We start from the raw sequence: 1,913 nt of genomic DNA on the forward strand, positions 1-1,913 counted from the left end.
GTGCGCCCGGCACGGGCGATAACTTGGCGGTGAAAGTCCGCTACAGGCTTGGCAGTAGGAACTGTTAGCCAAGGGCAAGGGTGTCCGTCGCGAGGCGGAATCTGAAGGAAGCCGGAGGCAAACCCTCGGTCTGACGAACAGAAATCACATACAAGGCATGCTGGAACGGACGAGCTTGCTATACAAAGCGAAGTCCAATACTGCCCGAATTCCAGGATGTAAATGTGGCAGATGGATGAGGGGAAGGTTATCGTTCTTACCCGGGGAGGTCTCACTGACGTGAAGTAGGAAAAAAAAAAAAAAAAAAAAAATCCGAAAGACGGAGTAAAGCTTGTGGTGAGAAGTCAGCAGAGGTCATAGTACCGGAAGTTTTTTTTTCGGGAAGGACTGAACAATCGTAAGTCTTGAGTACAGACTGAAAGGAGAGTCGATGCGATGAAAGCAGAATACCGAAAGGGCTGCCGGCAAAGAGATGGCGTGGAACGCGAAGGGTATGTCGGAGCGCGGAGTATCGAAACTCGGGAAAGTAGAGAAAGAGACGGTGCAAAAGACCTGATGGAACGCATCCTGAACAGAGACAATCTGAACCGGGCGTATAAACAGGTCAAACGCAACCAAGGAGCGCCGGGAATCGACGGAATGACCGTGGAGGCAGCGTTGCCGTGGTTGCGTGAAAACAGAGAAGAGTTGCTGTACAGCATTCGGGAAGGCAGCTACAAGCCAAGCCCGGTACGGCGCAAGGAAATCCCCAAACCAGATGGAAGTGGCGTGCGAAAGCTGGGCATCCCGACCGTGATCGATCGGGTGATTCAACAAGCGATCGCTCAGCAGTTGCAACCGTTGTTCGAACCGATGTTCTCGGATGGAAGCTACGGCTACCGTCCGGGACGAAGTGCGCAGCAAGCCATTCGAAAAGTCAAAGCCTATGCGGAGCAAGGCTACGGACATGCAGTCGAAATCGACCTGTCGAAATACTTCGACACGCTCAACCATGAGCTTCTTTTGAACGTACTGCGAAAGCGAATAGGAGACAAACGTGTTATCGATCTGATCAAGAAGTACCTGAAAAGCGGCGTTATGGAGAATGGCGTCCGCCGGAGGAGCGAAAAAGGATCGCCCCAAGGAGGGCCGCTGTCGCCGCTCTTGGCGAACATTTATCTGAACGAATATGACCAGGAGATGGAAAAACGGGGTGTGGCGGTGATCCGCTATGCGGATGACATCGTTGTTCTCGCGAAAAGCAGAAGAGCAGCCCTGCGATTGATGGTATCCAGCCGAGCGTATCTGGAACAAAAGCTCAAGCTCCAAATGAACACGCAGAAAAGCAAGGTGGTCAGCGTCGTGGCGCAGAAACATTTCAAATTCCTCGGATTCGCGCTCGGGAAGAACAGAAATGGCGTATATATACGCGTCCATCGAGAGTCCCTGGCGAAGGCAAAGAAGAAGCTGAAAGAACTAACGAATCGAAGCCAAGGCAGGAGCGCGCGGCAGGTCATGGAGAACGTGAAAGTCTACATTCGGGGATGGATCGGCTATTTCTACGTAGCGGACATGAAGCGAATGCTACAAAGCTGGAATGAATGGCTGCGAAGACGAATGCGGATGTATATCTGGAAACAGTGGAAGAAGCCTCGAACAAAGGTGCAAAACCTGCGAAAGCTGGGGATACCGGAGTGGCAGGCGTACCCATGGGGGAATACAAGGCTGGGCTATTGGCGAATAGCCGGAAGCGCAGTGCTGAATCGCTCTGTAACAAACGAAAGGCTCGCACAGGCAGGATATTATGACTTTCCTGCCCAGTACGAGCGTCTTCGACAATTGCACGCAAGCGGTTGAACCGCCGTATACCGAACGGTACGTACGGTGGTGTGAGAGGTCGGCTACTCAACTAATGGGTAGCCTCCTACTCGATT

The 1,913-nt window shown here is 52.4% G+C and carries 1 protein-coding gene; it reads left to right on the forward strand.

Annotated elements, in window-relative coordinates; all coding sequences use genetic code 11:
• Positions 1 to 477 precede the first annotated feature (477 nt).
• Positions 478 to 1,836, forward strand: coding sequence for a group II intron reverse transcriptase/maturase (gene ltrA, locus HNR77_RS29825; protein WP_311768693.1), 1,359 nt, complete (start codon positions 478 to 480; stop codon positions 1,834 to 1,836).
• Positions 1,837 to 1,913: the final 77 nt, after the last annotated feature.

Origin of the sequence: Paenibacillus sp. JGP012, from assembly GCF_014203995.1 — a bacterium.
GTDB classification, from domain to species: domain Bacteria; phylum Bacillota; class Bacilli; order Paenibacillales; family Paenibacillaceae; genus Paenibacillus; species Paenibacillus silvae.